12 protein-coding genes are annotated in these 16,986 nt (G+C 41.8%); 7 read left to right on the top strand and 5 right to left on the bottom strand.

Annotated elements, in window-relative coordinates; translation table 11 throughout:
* Positions 1–125: 125 nt before the first annotated feature.
* On the bottom strand, positions 126–1,061 hold the full coding sequence (locus ACFSJE_RS18200; RefSeq protein ID WP_379832296.1) for a hypothetical protein: 936 nt from the start codon (positions 1,059–1,061) through the stop codon (positions 126–128).
* A 10-nt stretch (positions 1,062–1,071) separates the two neighbouring features.
* On the bottom strand, positions 1,072–2,019 hold the full coding sequence (locus ACFSJE_RS18195; RefSeq protein WP_379832295.1) for a hypothetical protein: 948 nt from the start codon (positions 2,017–2,019) through the stop codon (positions 1,072–1,074).
* A 339-nt stretch (positions 2,020–2,358) separates the two neighbouring features.
* On the opposite strand from ACFSJE_RS18195, the gene ACFSJE_RS18190 reads away from it, so the two are divergent.
* Positions 2,359–3,096 (top strand): LytR/AlgR family response regulator transcription factor, encoded by a 738-nt coding sequence (locus ACFSJE_RS18190; protein ID WP_379832294.1) that lies wholly within the window; start codon positions 2,359–2,361, stop codon positions 3,094–3,096.
* Positions 3,089–4,627, top strand: a complete 1,539-nt coding sequence (locus ACFSJE_RS18185; protein ID WP_379832293.1) for a sensor histidine kinase — start codon at positions 3,089–3,091, stop codon at positions 4,625–4,627. Before ACFSJE_RS18190 ends, ACFSJE_RS18185 begins: the two co-directional genes overlap by 8 nt.
* A 46-nt stretch (positions 4,628–4,673) precedes the next feature.
* Here the strand turns inward: ACFSJE_RS18185 and ACFSJE_RS18180 are convergent, their stop codons facing one another.
* The 3 genes from ACFSJE_RS18180 to ACFSJE_RS18170 form a co-directional block, all read right to left on the bottom strand.
* Positions 4,674–6,140 carry a glutamate synthase subunit beta gene (locus tag ACFSJE_RS18180; RefSeq protein ID WP_379832291.1) on the bottom strand — a complete coding sequence of 489 codons (1,467 nt, stop codon included), beginning with the start codon at positions 6,138–6,140 and terminating at the stop codon, positions 4,674–4,676.
* An 8-nt stretch (positions 6,141–6,148) separates the two neighbouring features.
* A complete protein-coding gene (gene gltB, locus ACFSJE_RS18175; RefSeq protein ID WP_379832290.1) occupies positions 6,149–10,654 on the bottom strand; it encodes a glutamate synthase large subunit in 4,506 nt (1,501 codons plus the stop codon).
* Positions 10,655–10,971: 317 nt separating this feature from the next.
* The gene (locus ACFSJE_RS18170) at positions 10,972–12,114 is read right to left on the bottom strand and encodes an acyl-CoA dehydrogenase (RefSeq protein ID WP_379832289.1); all 1,143 of its coding nucleotides are present in this window, start codon (positions 12,112–12,114) and stop codon (positions 10,972–10,974) included.
* A gap of 233 nt (positions 12,115–12,347) precedes the next feature.
* On the opposite strand from ACFSJE_RS18170, the gene nhaD reads away from it, so the two are divergent.
* Genes nhaD through ACFSJE_RS18145 form a run of 5 tightly spaced genes read left to right on the top strand, consistent with a single transcriptional unit; the run spans position 12,348 to position 16,974 of the window.
* Positions 12,348–13,733 (top strand): sodium:proton antiporter NhaD, encoded by a 1,386-nt coding sequence (gene nhaD, locus ACFSJE_RS18165; protein ID WP_379832288.1) that lies wholly within the window; start codon positions 12,348–12,350, stop codon positions 13,731–13,733.
* Between the two features lie 57 nt (positions 13,734–13,790).
* Positions 13,791–14,483 (top strand): MotA/TolQ/ExbB proton channel family protein, encoded by a 693-nt coding sequence (locus tag ACFSJE_RS18160; RefSeq protein ID WP_379832287.1) that lies wholly within the window; start codon positions 13,791–13,793, stop codon positions 14,481–14,483.
* A gap of 9 nt (positions 14,484–14,492) precedes the next feature.
* Positions 14,493–14,879, top strand: coding sequence for an ExbD/TolR family protein (locus ACFSJE_RS18155; RefSeq protein WP_379832286.1), 387 nt, complete (start codon positions 14,493–14,495; stop codon positions 14,877–14,879).
* Positions 14,879–15,763 carry an energy transducer TonB gene (locus tag ACFSJE_RS18150; RefSeq protein WP_379832285.1) on the top strand — a complete coding sequence of 295 codons (885 nt, stop codon included), beginning with the start codon at positions 14,879–14,881 and terminating at the stop codon, positions 15,761–15,763. The genes ACFSJE_RS18155 and ACFSJE_RS18150 overlap by 1 nt, the downstream gene beginning before the upstream one ends.
* Entirely contained in the window at positions 15,763–16,974 is a 1,212-nt protein-coding gene (locus ACFSJE_RS18145) for a bifunctional folylpolyglutamate synthase/dihydrofolate synthase (RefSeq protein ID WP_379832284.1), read from the top strand. The genes ACFSJE_RS18150 and ACFSJE_RS18145 overlap by 1 nt, the downstream gene beginning before the upstream one ends.
* The last annotated feature ends 12 nt before the right edge of the window (positions 16,975–16,986 follow it).

The following is a 16,986-nucleotide window of genomic DNA, read 5'->3' as shown; positions in this document are numbered from 1 at the left end:
CCACACCAGGTGGGAGAGTAGGTAGCCGCCTTCCTCGAAAGCCCCTCACGATAAGTGAGGGGCTTTTTTTATGGCCAAAATTATGGCCTTGGTGTTTATAATTTCCTTTTGAGTGGCGGACAACTTTAGTTTTTAGAAGGATCTAATCCCATTTCAATAATATCTTGTCCTAACATTTTCTTTTCAAAGGCAGCAGGTAGATTCACTTCGCAGTCTTCATACATAAATTTCACATAACCTTCCCCTGACCCAAAGTTGGGATTGTCCTTCATGTTGATTTTGATTTCTGCCAAGCGATCTTCTCCATCAAATAGAATATAGCTTCCCTCATAACCTTCCGCGGTTACATTGAATTTTGTGCAATTGGCACTTCCGCGGCAAGGAGTGGTGAATTCTTCATAATCTCCATTTCCAAAATCATCTGGGGAATAGATAAAGGCAAATTCAACCAGCATGAAAGCATTGATTTTTAAATCTTTGTCTCTGAACTCTTCGGTCACCTCCATAAATCGGTCCATAGGAAGTTTATAAGCACTGATGATCATGGTGGGTGCCATCATGGACATGGCTCCAAGAGAAAGAAGGTTCGATTTTTCATAACGTCCCTCATGTTCATTATAGGAAATAAAATACCCCTCACTATCATTGAAGGCATGGGCAGGTTTACCTGTATTTTGATCGGTCCAAATCATTTTCATGGCCAACTCATCGGAATCAAAATAACTGGTTGTTGAGGATTGCTTCTCATCGTCATAAGTTTCCACAATCACATCGGCTGTGTAAAAGGCGCGTTTCGCCGCTGTGTTTATGCTTTTTGAAGGATTTTCGTAAGAAGTGACCTTTGGCTCGGCTCCATCATCATTGTTCTTAGAGCCATCTCCTTTGCCCGATATGGCGTCAATACTTTCATCGGTTCCCTTGGATACTTCTTCATCAGTCCGATTTAGTATGGTACGTTCTGCGGCTTGTTCTGCTTTCTTTTTGAGTTTTTTGAGAAATTGGGCCTGCGTTTGGGCTCCTAGAAATAACAGTAGAACGGTAATGATGTATCTGCTTTTCATCTCCTTGATTTTAAGGTTCTATGGTAAAAGTGTGCATCAGCTTTTTCTGGTCAACTGCTGGTACTTCGGAGATGAGCACATAATTTCCTGGGCTCAAATCTGCTTCGAAAAAGCCGTGTGATCCTCCAGAAAGATTATTCATGCCGCCCAAAAATGTAAATCCTTCAGGTGCAGGGGTACGTAATCCATCAGGGTTCATCCAGTTCATCCATTGAATCAGGGAATCCAATGAAGCGCCATCCTCGTATTTTACAAGGTTTATGTCATGACCCACAAAATGCTCCCAAATTTTTTGATCTAAAAAGTTGGTTCGGATAACTTGCTTTCCAGACATGATGCTATCGCGGAGTACAATACCGTCTATACTAGAAATTTCTACCGTAACCGTGGGTGTTGGAGGTTGTAGTTCAGTACTTTCCTCTTTTACAATTACCTCTTTTAACATGCCATGTGAGGTATGCCATTCCCCATTGAACATTTTCACATAACATTCCATAACGTAGGTACCGGGTTCCAGATACACTGTGCTCTTGGCGGTATATTGGGGAGAAATAAAACCAGTGCCTCCCATAAATGTTATCTGTTGAAACCACTCCGGCAACTTGCCAAAAGCGGCTACGGCATTCTCCATGTCGCCTTCCATGATCAATTTCATGCCCTCGTCAAAGGGAGGCAGTACTTCGGCCTTGGTATCCATGACCGTTTTGCCTTCTGGATACAAATCAAGGAGCACAAAATGTACTTCGGGAGATTGGTTCTCATAGACCAAGGTATTCCAGCCCGAATAAAGGGTGTCAGCAGAGAAGAATTCCATGCTTTTGGTCAAGATACTGACCTCTCCCATTTTTAAGGGTGAAATTTTGGCGGTTTCAAATTCTTCAGTGGAATTATTTTTTTCTTTTGGTTTACACGAGGCAATCAGTAAAATTAGTAGTGATAGTAATAGTGGTGTTCTCATAGGAATGCGTTATTAGTTGTTTTGGTTTCAATTGATTTGACAATTGTTCTATCATTCAGAATATTGCCAAGTCAATAGTTTGATTCAAATAGATTCTGGGGAGAACTATTCCAAATCTAAAAATGGAATGTTGGTTTTTGGAACAGATTATATCAATGTACTGAATTGGTATGTATTTGAAAAACAATATTTTATAATTGGTAAAATTTGAGTTATGGATAGAAAATATCCAATTCTTGGTTATATGTGCCCGGTTATGTGTCCAAATGGTCCAATTATGTGATTGCTTCAGGGATTGAGGGGTAAATGATTATCTTTAAAAGACTTAACTAAACCAAAATGATCAAGGCCATTATTGTTGATGATGAGTTTAATGCCATCAAGAACCTTAAATGGGAAATTGAACGATTCTGTACGGATGTGAAGGTATTGGACACTTTTACCGACCCTGTTGAGGCTATCTCCGCTATCAACTATTTAAAGCCAGATTGCGTGTTCCTTGATATTGAAATGCCTGAAATGGATGGTTTTGAAATGTTGAACATGCTCAAATACAGAAGTTTTGACCTGATCATTACCTCTGCGTACGACAATTATGCCATAAAAGCATTTCGGCAGCATGCTATGGATTACCTGTTAAAGCCTGTGGATTCGGATGATTTAATCGAGGCTATTGACAGGATTAGGGCCAACAAGCAAAAAAATATATTAGGCTCGGAGTTAAAGGGCTTGTTTGAAGAATGGCGGGATGCTGAGGAAAAGCGAATGGCGCTGCCCATGGCGGGAAAAACGCTTTATGTAGATCGTAATGATATACTGTACTGTAAATCGGATGGAAACTACACCGAAGTTTTCTTTGAAAATGGTGGAAAAGAGGTATTCAGTAAGCGATTGAAGGATTTGGAAGATATGTTGGGGAAAGGATTCTATAGGGTACATAATTCTTATGTAACACGGTTGAATGCCATCACGGAATTTGTGAATCAGGATGGGCAATACCTTGTGCTTTGTGATGGTACCCATGTACCCGTGTCCCGATCCAAAAAGGGAGAATTGTTGCAACTATTAAATGGCTGAGGGGGTATTGGAACAAAGTTATCTGGAATACTTTTATTATTATCCATTCCAAAATGGTTTCCTCACCTTTACCCTGGGGTTTCTTTTTAGTCTTACCGTATACCACTTTCTTTTGTATTTTCAACAGAAGGATACGTTGTATTTGTATTACAGTGGGTATACTTTTTTTATAATCCTGTCCCAATTAATTCACATTCCAGACGGATTTTTATTTCAACTCTTATACCCAATAGAAATTGTTGTGAACTATCCGATGGTCTATACTGAGGCCTATTATATTCTCTATTTTGTTTTTGCCTTTAAATTTTTGAATGTCAAGGAGCAGTTTCCCAAATGGCACAATACCTGCTTCAAGATTTTATATGTGGTAATTGGTTTTTGCGTGCTCAAACTGGTTATTTACATGTTCACTGGTGATTACTTTTATTTGGATTTTGGGTATTTGATATTCACAGTTTTGATGAGCATTTTGGGGATTATTACCTATATCCCATTTTTTAAGATGCGAAGCCCTGTCAAATATTATTTAATCATTGGGTCTATGATTTTGTTTGTTTTTTCTGTGATTTCATTAGTGATTTATGAAGGTTTGGAAGGAGCAGGTATGTCGATTGAGGCGGCTTATAGCATTTTATACACAGGTTATATTTTGGAGAATGTTCTTTTTTCTTTGGGATTGGGGCATAAACAAAAATTGATTTTGGATGAACGCAATCGTTCCCAAGAAAGACTGATCACCCAGTTTAAGGAGAATGAAGAGCTTCGGTTGAAGGTACAGACACAGTTGGAAGAAAATGTGAAGGCGATGGAAATTAAGGCCGAAGCAGAACGACTAAAGGGCCTTAAAACACAGTATGATAAGCAACTGGCCGAACTCAAACTGTTGGCATTACGAAGCCAGATGAACCCGCACTTCATCTTTAATTCGTTGAACTCCATTAAACGGTACATCATTGATAACGACAAGGAGAAGGCGGTTTACTATATGAACAAGTTTGCCAAATTAATACGGCGAATTTTGGCTTCAACCATGGAAAAGGAATCCAGTTTGGCCGATGAGCTGGAGACCATGGAACTTTATGTGAACATTGAAAATCTTCGGTTTAACCAAGAAATTGCATTTAGTATTCAGGTTGATACAGAAATCTCACCAAACGGATTAAAAATACCTTCACTGTTGTTGCAGCCCTTTTTGGAAAATGCCATTTGGCATGGATTGTCCCCAAAGAAGAACGATATGCAACTTCAAATAGCCATACACAAACCTAGCGATTCCCAAATACAAATTGAAATTAAAGATAACGGCATTGGACTGCTAAAATCCAGGAAAATCAAAGAGCGAAAAGTGCATAAAAATGACTCAGTCGGCATTTCCCTATCACGTGAACGACTGGAACATTTTTCAAAGAAATATTCGAGAAAGGGAACTATTAAAATCACTGATTTGTATGAGTTGCAATCCAATAGTTCCGGCACTCAGGTAGTCATCACTTTACCCATAAAGTTGAAAGGCATAAAAAAAACTCCCTAAACCAAAAGTTCGGGGAGTTCTGCGTTTGTTTAGGAGGGGATTTATCTTAAACTCGGGGTAAATCTCCGTCTCCCTTAAGAGGCAAATCGGATTTTCCCATTAAATAAGTGTCCACGTGGTATGCCGCCTGTCTTCCTTCAGAAATGGCCCATACAATCAATGACTGGCCTCTTCTCTGGTCGCCGGCCACAAATACACCGGGCACATTGGTTTTATAATCTGCTGGTGAAGCCTTGATGTTGGTTCTTGGATCCATTTCCAATCCCAATTGGTCAGAAATTGAGGTTTCGGAACCTGTAAACCCAAGGGCCAACAAGGCCAAATCACATTCCCATTCTTTTTCGGAGCCTTCCACTTCCTTTAAAACTGGACGTTGACCGGGCTTTGTTTCCCAAACCACTTCCGAAGTGACCAAACCTTTTAGATTGCCTTTGTCATCACCTACAAACTTTTTGGTAGAGATGCTAAAAACACGCTCGGCACCTTCTTTGTGTGAAGAACTGGTACGCAAACGCATCGGCCAGAAAGGCCATGGCTGTCCTTCAGGACGGTCTGGGGTTCCTTTGGGCATAATTTCAAAGTTGGTCACGGAAACCGCTCCGTGTCTAATGGATGTTCCAATACAATCCGAACCAGTATCACCACCACCAATAACAATTACTTTTTTGCCTTTAGCGGTCAATTCTTCTCCTTCATAGGGGATACCATCTACCTTGCGGTTGTTTTGTGGCAAGAAGTCCATGGCTTGGGTCACTCCTTTCAAATCTGAACCTGGAATGGGTAGATTTCTTCGTACAGTAGCACCACCACAGAGTACCAAGGCATCAAATTCTTTTTGTAAATCCTTCGCACTTACATCAACCCCAATATGGACACCGGTTTTAAATTGAATGCCTTCTTTTTCCATCACCTCAAGACGTCTATCGATGACATTTTTTTCCATTTTAAAATCGGGAATACCATAACGTAGCAGGCCACCAACTTTTTCATCACGTTCAAATACAGTCACTTCGTGCCCGGCACGATTAAGTTGTTGGGCAGCAGCCAATCCAGCAGGCCCGGAACCAATAACAGCAACCGTTTTTCCTGTTCTTTTGGCAGGTGGCTCCGGTGTGATCCATCCATTTTTAAAAGCGGTCTCAACAATATTTTTCTCGATGTTCTCTATGGAAACGGGAGGTTCGTTGATACCCAAAACACAAGCTTCTTCGCAGGGTGCAGGACACAATCTGCCCGTGAATTCCGGGAAGTTGTTGGTGGAGTGCAATATTTTAGCTGCCTTTTCCCATTTTCCTTGATAAACGGCATCGTTAAAATCTGGAATTAGATTGCCCAATGGACAACCACTGTGGCAAAAAGGGATACCGCAATCCATGCAACGGGCACCTTGGTTCCGTAATTCTCCTTCTTTAAGAGGTTTTGTAAATTCCTTATAGTTTTTGATACGTTCTTTGACCGGGGCGTATGCTTCGTCCTTTCTGTCAAATTCCATAAATCCAGTAGTCTTTCCCATGTCTCAAATTATAAGGTTTGCATTTTTTCTTGTTCCAATCGAATTAGCGCTTGTCGGTATTCTTCTGGGAATACTTTAATGAATTTTGGCAGGTATTCTTCCCATTTTTCCAAAATTTCCTGCGCCAATGGGCTCAATGTGGCATTGTAATGGTTTTCAATGAGCTCTTTCAATTGTTTTACATCATTATCTTCTTCAACAGGAAGCAGATTCAATTCTGCACCGTTGCATCGCTTCTCAAAAGAACCATCTTTGTTCAAAACGAAGGCGATACCACCACTCATTCCTGCTCCAAAGTTTCTTCCAACTGCACCTAGGATTACCGCCACACCACCGGTCATGTACTCACATCCGTGGTCTCCGATACCTTCAACAACCGCTTTGGCTCCTGAATTCCGTACACAGAAACGCTCACCTGCTTTACCATTGATGTACGCCTCACCCGAAGTGGCCCCATAAAGAGCTACGTTACCGATAATGATATTCTCCTCTGGCTTGAAGGTGGATTTAAACGGAACTTTCACGATCAATTTGGCTCCAGACAGTCCTTTGCCCAGATAATCGTTCGTGTTTCCATTTACGATCATGGTAAGTCCCTTGGTGGCAAACGCCCCAAAACTTTGTCCGGCAGAACCGGTGAAGTTTAATTTCAACGTATTGTCTGGAAGGCCTTCGGCCCCATAAATTTTTGAAATTTCGTTGCTGATGATGGCGCCTACCGATCTGTCTGTGTTATGAATTGGAAAATCCAAAGATGTCTTTTCCTTTCTAAACAATGCTGGGTGGGCCTTGGCTATGATATCAAACTCAATGGATTTACTGATATCATGCTCTTGCTTTTCCGTGTTGTATAGTTTGGTCCCTTCGGGAACATCAATTTGATACAAGATTGGACTCAAATCAATTCCAGCGGCTTTGTAATGTTCAATTGCCTTGTTCCTGTCGAGTTTTTGAACTTGTCCTACCATTTCATTGATGGTGCGGAAACCAAGTTTCGCCATAATTTCACGAAGTTCTTGTGCCACGAAGTACATGTAATTGACCACGTGTTCTGGCTTTCCTTTGAACTTTTTACGTAACTCTGGATTTTGCGTTGCGATACCTACAGGACATGTATTCAAGTGGCAAACTCGCATCATAATACATCCGGAAGCTACCAAAGGTGCGGTGGCAAAACCAAATTCTTCCGCCCCCAACAAACAGGCCACGGCAACATCCCGACCGGTTTTCAATTGACCATCGCACTCCAAAACCACACGGTTTCTCAAATCGTTGAGCACCAAAGTTTGCTGGGCCTCTGCGATTCCCAATTCCCATGGAAGGCCAGCATGTTTTAGGGAAGTCAAAGGTGATGCTCCTGTACCTCCATCAAAACCGGAGATAAGGATGACATCGGCCTTGGCTTTGGATACCCCGGCAGCAACAGTACCTACTCCAACTTCAGAAACCAATTTTACATTGATCCTAGCATCCCTGTTCGCTGATTTAAGGTCATAAATCAATTGGGATAAATCCTCAATGGAATAAATGTCGTGGTGCGGTGGAGGAGAAATCAAACCTACATACGGCGTTGAATTCCTTGTTTTGGCAATGGCAGGATTCACCTTTGGACCAGGCAATTGACCACCTTCTCCTGGTTTGGCACCCTGCGCCATTTTAATTTGTATCTCTTGTGCGTTGGTAAGGTAGTTGGACGTAACCCCAAATCTACCCGATGCCACCTGTTTGATGGCACTGTTTTTCCAATCGCCTGTTTGACTTCTATAAAAACGAACCGGATCCTCACCGCCTTCACCTGAATTGCTCTTTCCGCCAATTCGGTTCATGGCAATCGCAAGATTTTCATGGGCCTCCTTACTGATACTTCCGTAGGACATTGCGCCCGTCTTGAACCGTTTTACGATTTCGGTCCAAGGCTCAACTTCTTCAAGTGGAATGGGGTCATAGTTCGAAAACTCGAACAATCCACGGATGGTCATTAGGTTTTTAGACTGCTCATTCACCAATTGGGAATACTCCTTGTAAGTTTCCGGCTCGTTATCGCGCACCGATTTTTGAAGTTTGGCGATAGTCAACGGATTGAACATGTGCTTTTCGCCATTTCTTCTCCAACGGTACTCACCACCAATCTCAATATCCAGATTGGCCGCTAATTCCTGGGTTTTGAATGCTTTTTTGTGACGTTTGGCTATTTCCTTCTCAATTTCATACAGGCCAATTCCCTGAATACGCGTAGGCGTGTTGGGGAAATACGTGTCCACTACTTTGGTGTTGATACCAATGCATTCGAATAGTTGAGATCCCCGATACGAATTCAGTGTGGAAATCCCAATTTTGTTCATCACTTTAAGGATGCCTTTGCCAATGGCTTTGTTGTAATTTTTAATGGCTTCCTCAAAAGTGTATTCTGTAATATTGTTTTCTTGGATTTGCTCTCCGATAATTTCATTTACCAAATATGGGTTGATGGCACTCGCACCGAATCCAAACAATAAGGCAAAATGATGTACTTCTCTTGGCTCCGCAGATTCAATAATGATACTAAGCTTGGAACGCTTGCCTAACTTTCGCAAACCGCTGTTTACGTAAGAACAGGCCAGCAATGCTGGAATAGCAGCCATTTCAGTACTCACCATTCTATCGGATAAGATAATGATGTTGGCTCCTTCATCAATGGCATCAAACGCCTGTTGAAGGATAGACTCCAAGGCCTCTTCCAATCCGTTGTGGCCTTTTTCCACTTCATACAACATGGAAATGGAGACCACCTTATAATCTGGGCTGGAGTCGTAATTTTTTATTTTATCCAAATCCTCTTTGGAAATTACAGGATTTTGGATTTTGAGTTTTCTACAATGAAGTTCATTGATGTTAAAGATGTTCTGATCACTTCCCAATGTAAGACTGATGTCCGTAATCAACTCCTCGCGGATACCATCCAACGGTGGATTGGTCACTTGGGCGAACAATTGTTTGAAATAGTTGTAGATCAACTGTGGACGCTCAGACAATACGGCAATTGGCGTATCAGAACCCATGGAGCCAATCGGCTCTTTGCCACTTCCGGCCATGGGCATGATAATGGTGTTGATATCCTCCAAGGTGTATCCGAAAGCAGCCCTTCGGGTATCCAATGGAAATTCACCGAAGAACACGGGGCAATCATTATAAGGAATGTCCCTAAGATGTACCAAATTATTTTTTAACCATTTTTGATACGGATGTTTTTTGGCGATGGATTCCTTGATTTCCTCATCGTTCACAATTCGGCCCTCTTCCATATTCACCAAGAACATCTTACCAGGCTCCAATCGCCCGTGGAATTCAATATCTTCTGGATCAAGCTCCAAAACCCCGGTTTCAGAGGACATAATCACATATCCTTTTTTGGTCACGGAGTATCTTGATGGACGCAATCCGTTTCGGTCCAATACAGCACCAATGTAATTTCCATCTGTAAAAGGAATGGAAGCTGGACCATCCCAAGGCTCCATTAAACAAGAGTTGTACTCGTAGAATGCCTTTTTGGATTCAGACATCTCTGTGTTCTTTTCCCATGCTTCGGGGACCAACATCATCATAATTTCTGGAAGGGAACGGCCAGTCATCAGCAATAATTCCACTACCATATCCATACTGGCGGAGTCTGATTTTCCGGGCAGTACAACGGGCAATATTTTTTTGATGTCCTCACCAAACCATTCGCTTTTCATGAGCTCTTCTCTGGAACGCATGCGCGAAACGTTTCCTCTTAGTGTATTGATTTCCCCGTTGTGACACATGTAGCGGAACGGTTGGGCCAAATCCCAAGTAGGGAAGGTGTTGGTGGAGAATCTTTGGTGTACCAAAGCCAAACGAGTCACTACCCTTGGATCTAAAAGGTCTTCATAGTACCTGCTGATATCCTTGGGCATTAACAGTCCTTTAAAAATGATGATTTTGGTGGAAAGGCTGGGCAGATAAAAGAATTTGCTTTGGGAAAGCTTGCTTTCTATGATGGTATGCTCGGTAATTTTTCTAGCGATGAACAGTTTAAGATTGAACTGGAAATCGTCCAGTGACTCACCCCTGGCAATAAACACCTGTTTTAGATAGGGCTCAGTTTCCGCTGCGATCCTTCCGGGTACGGAACGATTTACGGGAACATCTCTCCAGCCCAAAAGCTGAAGTCCTTGCTTTGCAATATTTTCTTCCAGTACAGAGATGCAGAAATCCCTCTGGTTTTCTTTTTGGGGAAGAAAGACGTTACCTACGGCATATTCACCGGCTTCAGGTAGTGTAAACTTGCATACTTCGACAAAAAAATCATGAGGGATATCAATCAAAATACCTGCACCATCACCTGTTTTACCATCGGCACTAACAGCTCCACGGTGTTCCAATTTATCCAAAATCTCAAGAGCTTTGTGGATAATATCGTTGGATTTTTTTCCTTTTAGGCTACAAATGAAGCCAGCACCACAGTTATCGTGCTCAAACTCGGGTAGATATAAACCTTGCTTTTCCAATTTCATCATTATGGTATTTCTTCAAAAATATCAAATCTGATGAATAAAAAACAGGGTTTTCAATCAATCTCGTATAAAAAACCAACGTAATGATTGAAGGGTTAAAAAATATTCAATATCAGAATTTTACTAATGTTAAATTATGATTATCACAAAGTGAAGTTATGGAATTCCGATAACCCAGATTAAAATGAGGGGTGTTGGTTAGATTTGTCTTAAATTTTTCTTAAACCTCACTCTATTTTGGGGAGTACTTGCAAAAAATCAAAATTTTGGAGCAAGAGGTCCCTTTTTTGAGGGGGTGGTTGAAAATTGCTGATTTTTCAATCTTTTAAAACGCTTCTGGATATGACGATTTTTTGGATTTCCGAGGTTCCCTCATAGATTTGGGTAATCTTGGCATCCCGCATCAACCGCTCTACGTGATAGTCTTTTACGAACCCGTTTCCTCCATGAATCTGCACGGCTTCTATGGTGGTTTCCATGGCCACTTCCGAGGCATATAATTTTGCCATTGCCCCTGAAAGCGTGTAATCTTTTCCAGCATCCTTTTCACAGGCAGCTTGGTACACTAGATTTCGGGCTGCCTGAATTTTGGTATGCATATCTGCCAATTTAAAAGCGATGGCCTGATGATTGGCAATTTCAGTTCCAAACGTCTTTCGTTCTTTGGAGTATTTTAAAGCAAGTTCATAAGCGCCCGCAGCTATTCCCAGAGCTTGGGCGGCTATGCCAATTCGTCCTCCGGCCAAGGTTTTCATGGCGAACTTAAACCCAAAACCGTCTTCGCCAATACGGTTTTCTTTGGGTACTTTTACATCATTGAAAATAAGGGAATGCGTGTCGCTTCCTCGTATGCCCAGTTTATTTTCCTTAGGACCAACCTCAAAACCTTCCATGCCTTTTTCCACAATCAGGGCGTTGATGCCCTTATGTCCTTTTTCAATATGGGTTTGGGCAATGACCAAAAAGACCTCTGCGCTACCCCCGTTGGTAATCCAGTTTTTGGTGCCGTTAAGAATATAATGGTCACCTTTGTCAATGGCGGTGGTTTTTTGCGAAGTGGCGTCGCTTCCCGCTTCGGGTTCCGAAAGGCAGAAGGCGCCAATGATTTCGCCGGTGGACAGTCGACTCAAATACTTTGCCTTTTGGGCTTCCGTTCCAAAAGTTTGCAATCCCCAACAGACCAGAGAGTTGTTTACGGAAACCATGACTGAGGCAGAAGCATCGACCTTTGAAAGCTCTTCCATGGCCAAAACGTAGGAAAGAGTGTCGAGTCCGCTCCCGTTGTATTTTTCGTTGACCATCATGCCCATAAAACCCAATTCGCCCATTTTTTGAACCAATTCAAAAGGGAATTTTTGTGCATCGTCCCTTTCAATGACCCCCGGTAAAAGTTCGTTGCGGGCAAAATCTCTCGCTGCCTGCTGAATCATTAACTGCTCTTCGGAAAGTGTGAAATCCATAAAACTGAAAAATAACCAAAAATATAGCGCAAATATAGTTCTATGGTGGCAATTTTACATAAAAGTATGTCAATAAATGAGAATGATTCAAAGTTTTTCAAGAATTTAATAAACCCTTTTTTTTCTTTTAGAATAATTTATTAAGTGAAGATTATGCGGAAAAACTCATTTTGAATATCTTTAGCGCAATTGAGAACTACTTCAAAAAAAATACAAAATAAACCAAGCTTAACATGGAGACCCTTCTGATTGTCATTTTTGTCATTGGATATTTGGCAATAACCCTCGAACATAATTTAAAGATAGACAAACTTATTCCAGCATTGGCCATGATGGCTGTAATGTGGGCACTGATGTCCTTTGGGATTGATGGGTTTACCAGCTGGTTCGATTCTAGTGAGCATGCCTTGTTGGAAGGTTTTGGGAACTTTAACCATGCCGAGAAATTGGAGCTCCTTGAAGAGACCTTGTTGCACCATTTGGGCAAGACCTCAGAAATTTTGGTCTTTCTGTTGGGAGCCATGACCATTGTGGAAATCATAGATTACTTTGATGGGTTTGCTACCATAAAGACCTATGTGAAGACGCGAAGCAAAAAGAAAATCCTTTGGATTTTTTCCTTTTTGGCCTTTGTGCTTTCTGCTATCATTGATAACCTTACCGCTACAATCGTTTTGATATCGATCCTTCAGAAAATTATCAAGGACAGAGATACTAGACTTTGGTATGCAGGTTTAATAATTATTGCCGCCAATGCAGGAGGTGCTTGGTCACCAATTGGTGATGTTACCACAACCATGCTATGGATTGGTAAGAAAGTAACAACCGCTAACCTTATTGAGCATTTGTTGCTGCCTTCTTTGTTATGTATGGTGGTGCCTTCACTTATCGCATCGTTTTTGCCTGTTTTCAAAGGGGAAATTGATGTAGAGGATGAGGAACCTTCCAAGTCCAAATTTGGAGCGACGATGCTATATCTAGGTTTGGGAGCTATCATTTTCGTGCCTATTTTTAAGACGATTACCCATTTGCCTCCTTATGTGGGAATGATGCTATCCTTGGCGGTAGTGTCTACCTTTGCTGAGATTTATAGTAGCTCAAAATTCTCAATTTCCAATGTGGATGAGGAAAGTGATGCCGCATCGCACCACAGTCCAGTACATAGTGCATTGACCAAAATTGAATTACCCAGTATTTTATTCTTCTTGGGTATTTTAATGGCAGTTGCGGCTCTGGAATCCCTTGGGATGCTGTTCAATTTTGCAGAAGGATTGAAGCAAGGAATGCCTTTAATGGGTACCGAAATGACCAGTAGCCATGTTTCGGATTTGGTAATTTTATTGCTAGGTGTAGGTTCTGCGGTAATTGATAACGTACCATTGGTTGCGGCCAGTTTGGGTATGTTCTCTGAGCCCATGAACGACCAATTGTGGCACTTCATTGCGTACTCCGCCGGAACAGGGGGTAGTATGTTGATCATTGGTTCAGCAGCTGGGGTTGTGGCCATGGGTATGGAGAAGATAGATTTCTTCTGGTATCTCAAAAAAATCTCATGGTTGGCCTTGATCGGCTTTTTGGCTGGAGCCATTTGCTTCATGATAATGCGAAATTTGTTCTAAAAAATACTTTAGCTCAAAAATCTCCGTTATTATTGCATAATAAATTGGGGATTTTATATGATTATTTTTCAAGAAGTAGCGGAAGGTGTTGAGGCTGGGGCCTCTATTTCCGAAGAAAAAACACTTTCCGTAATAGATCTTATCGTTAATGGAGGTACAGGAAGCATTGTAATTATTTTAGTGCTTTTTGTACTTCTATTTGTAGCACTTTACATTTATTTTGAACGCATCTTTGCCATAAAGGCAGCATCCAAGATTGACAAAAACTTCATGAACCAGATTCGTGATCACATCATGAATGGGAAGTTGGAAGCAGCTAAAATCTTATGTGCCCAAACTGATTCTCCAGTGGCACGTTTGACCGAAAAAGGGGTTTCCAGAATAGGAAAACCGTTGACTGACATTACCACTGCCATTGAAAATGCCGGAACACTGGAAGTCTACAAATTGGAGAAAAACGTGAGTGTATTGGCTACCGTAGCCGGAGCTGCGCCCATGATTGGTTTCTTGGGAACCGTAATTGGTATGATTTTGGCATTCCATGAAATGGCAAGTAGCGGTGGACAGGCTGAAATGGGTTCGTTGGCATCCGGTATTTATACAGCCATGACCACAACAGTGGCAGGTTTGGTAGTAGGTATCATTGCCTATATCGGATACAATCATTTGGTGAACCGAACCGATAAAGTGGTGCACAAAATGGAGGCCAACGCCGTAGAGTTTTTGGATTTGTTGAATGAACCTATATAGGATTTCAATATGAAGTTGAAAGGAAGAAACAAAGTCAGTCCAGATTTCAGTATGTCGTCTATGACGGATATTGTATTTCTGTTGCTGGTGTTTTTCATGTTGACATCCAACGCGCCCAACGCTCTGGATTTGCTGTTGCCAAAGGCCAAGGGAAAATCCACCAATACGCAGAATGTTTCAGTCACCATAGACAAGAACCTGAAATATTTCGTGAACAACGAGCAGATTAACAAAGAATACATTGAAATTGAATTAAAAAAGGCACTTGAAGGTCAAGACAAGCCGACTATTATCCTACGGGCGGAAGAAAGCGTAGCCATAAAAGAAGCGGTCAACGTTATGGATATCGCCAATAGGAACAACTACAAGGTTATCTTGGCTGTGCGGCCAAAATAATGCCATTTTTAGACACGAGACACAAGAAAAAATCATTTACGCTCACCACTCTTCTGTTGAGCGTACTGCTCCTATTGCTTTTTTACATAGGACTCACCTATATGGACCCACCTATTGAAAACGGGATAGCCGTTAACTTTGGAACCATGGATTTTGGTAGTGGTGAAGTTCAACCTAAGGAAAAGGTACGTTCAGAGCCTCAAAAGGTAGTTTCGGAACCGGTAGAACAAGTTCCACAAGAGCAACCTCAGGAGAAAGCCGTTCAAGAAGAACCAGAACCTGTGGAAAAGGTCTTGACGAATGATAATGAGGAGTCCATCCTTATAAAGCAACAGCAAGAAGCCAAGCGCAAAGCAGATGAAGCGGCCAAAAAGGTACGGGAAGAAGCGGAACGTATTGAGCGTGAAAAAAGAGAAGCTGAAGAGAAAAAACGCCAAGAACAAGAAGCCAAAAAGAAAAGTTTGGACGCTTTGATAGGCGGAATAGGTCAATCTGATGGAACGACCACTGGCAGCGAAGGCGATGATGACAGGGCTGGCGATAAAGGACAACCTGATGGTGATCCTTATGCCACTAGCTATTATGGAACACCCGGAAGTGGCAGTGGAGGCGGAGGATATGGCCTCAATGGAAGGTCATTGGTCAATAGTGGCAAAGTACGCCAAGATTGCAATGAGGAGGGACGTGTTGTGGTTAGGATTACCGTTGATAGGTCAGGTAAGGTGATTGATGCCGTACCAGGCGTCAAGGGAACCACAAATACAGCACCATGCCTTTTGGAGCCCGCGAAAAAAACAGCACTTAGCCATCGATGGAATACTGATTCCAATGCGCCTTCGCAGCAAATCGGTTTTGTTGTGGTCAACTTTAAACTGGGGCAATAGTGACCTATAAGGAGACGCTGGATTGGATGTTCTCACAACTCCCCATGTACCAGCAGAAAGGTATTGTGGCATTAAATGCCAAGCTGGACAACATCATTGAATTCTCCACTCTTTTAGGAAATCCAGAGAAGAAATTTAAAAGCATTCACGTGGCCGGAACCAATGGAAAAGGTTCTTCGAGCCACATGCTGGCGTCCATTTTGCAGGAAGCGGGCTATAAAGTGGGGCTCTACACTTCTCCACATCTAAAGGATTTTCGGGAACGTATAAAAATCAATGGTCAAATGGTCAATGAAACGTTTGTGGTTGATTTTATTGCAGAACACAAGGCCTTTTTGGAATATAAAAAACTTTCATTTTTTGAAATGACGGTGGGGATGGCCTTTACCTATTTTGTAGAGGAAAAGGTAGACATCGCCATAATAGAAGTAGGATTGGGCGGACGACTGGATTCCACAAACATTATCACTCCCGAAGTTTCCCTTATCACCAATATTGGGTTGGACCATACCCATATTTTGGGCGACACATTAGAAAAAATAGCCTTGGAAAAGGCGGGAATTATCAAACCTGGGGTTCCCGTGGTCATCAGCGAGCGCCAACCGGAAACGGAGATGATTTTTACTTTAATTGCCCACCAACTCCAATCAAAAATAGTTTTTGCCGATACACTGGAAGTGCACAACTATAAGACGGATTTGCTCGGAGATTATCAAAAGCAGAATAGTAGAGGGGTGGTTGCTGCAATTCAACAATTGGAGGCATTTGAGGTTTCGGAAAAAGCAATTGAAGCGGGATTGCAGAAAGTTGTCCAAAATACAGGATTAATGGGGAGATGGCAGATTCTACAGGAAAATCCAATGGTTGTTTGCGACACGGCCCATAATAAAGAAGGATTGCATTATGTGCTGAAGCAGATAGCCAAACAGAAGTATGACGAACTTCATATGGTGCTGGGATTTGTAAATGACAAAGATGTTACGTCGGTATTGAAACTTTTTCCGAAGGAAGCCAAATATTACTTCGTAAAACCAAATATTTCCAGAGGAATGGAAGTTGGGCAGTTATCGGAGTTGGCTAAATCTCAAGGAATTGAAGGTGAAAGTTTCAACTCGGTAGAAGCCGGATTTAAAGCAGCTTTGGCTAAGGCAAACACCAATGATTTTGTGTATGTAGGAGGCAGCACATTTGTTGTAGCAGAAATAGTATAATTTTTTTCGATT

Origin of the sequence: Flagellimonas iocasae, assembly GCF_042682725.1 — a bacterium.
GTDB classification, from domain to species: domain Bacteria; phylum Bacteroidota; class Bacteroidia; order Flavobacteriales; family Flavobacteriaceae; genus Flagellimonas; species Flagellimonas iocasae.
This window is presented reverse-complemented; position numbering and strand designations above follow the sequence as displayed.